This is a genomic window from Streptomyces sp. HSW2009, assembly GCF_040240285.1.
Taxonomy (GTDB): domain Bacteria; phylum Actinomycetota; class Actinomycetes; order Streptomycetales; family Streptomycetaceae; genus Streptomyces.
Genome location: NZ_JBEHZD010001062.1, coordinates 1 through 972 on the forward strand (window position 1 = coordinate 1; position 972 = coordinate 972).

The 972-nt window shown below is 65.8% G+C and carries 1 protein-coding gene; it reads left to right on the top strand.

Annotated features, from left to right (window positions below; genetic code table 11):
- Window positions 1–972 (top strand): phosphopantetheine-binding protein (locus AAHZ94_RS34550; RefSeq protein ID WP_502964877.1); only part of this gene is annotated, 972 nt, incomplete at both ends.

The following is a 972-nucleotide window of genomic DNA, read 5'->3' on the forward strand; positions in this document are numbered from 1 at the left end:
CCGGTGGGTGTGTCGGGTGAGTTGTATATCGCTGGTGCGGGTGTTGCGCAGGGGTATGTGGGCCGGTTCGACTTGACCGCGGAGCGGTTTGTGGCTGATCCGTTTGGTCCGGTGGGTGGGCGGATGTATCGCACGGGTGATGTGGTGCGGTGGGGTGTGGGTGGTGAGTTGGAGTTTGTGGGTCGTGCTGATGACCAGGTGAAGGTGCGTGGTTTCCGGATCGAACTGGGTGAGGTCGAAGCAGCGTTGGTGGATCAGGTGGTGGTGGGTCGTGCGGTGGTGATGGTTCGTGAGGACGTCCCGGGCGACCAGCGACTGACCGCCTATGTGATTCCGGCTGCGGGTGTGGGCGAGGCCGACGTGGTGCGGGTCAGTCTGGTGGCTGACGTACGGGATGCGCTGGCGGATCGACTGCCGTCGTACATGGTGCCGTCGGCGATCGTGGTACTGGATGAGTTCCCGTTGACGGCGAACGGCAAGGTGAACCGGCGGGCCCTGCCCGTACCGACGTACGAGGGTGGGGCGGCGGAGCGCGGTCGTGCTCCCCGGTCGCCGCGTGAGGAGCTGCTGTGTGGGGTGTTCGCCGAGGTGCTGGGGTTGGAGTCTGTCTCGATTGACGATGACTTCTTCGCTCTGGGTGGGCATTCGCTGCTGGCGACGAAGCTGGTCAGTCGGGTGCGTTCGGTGTTGAACGTTGAGGTGGCGGTGCGGCGGATCTTCGAGGCGCCCACCGTCGCGGAGTTCGTGGGTGTGTTGGACGGCGCGCGGGCCGGTCGGATTCCGTTGCGTGCGGTGCGGGAGCGGCCGGTGCGGGTGCCGTTGTCGTTGGCGCAGCGGCGGTTGTGGTTCTTGCATGGTTTTGAGGGGCCGAGTGCGGCGTACAACATTCCGGTGGCTCTGCGGTTGAGTGGGTCGTTGGATCGGGGTGCGTTGCGGTTGGCGTTGGGTGATGTGGCGGCGCGGCACGAGAGT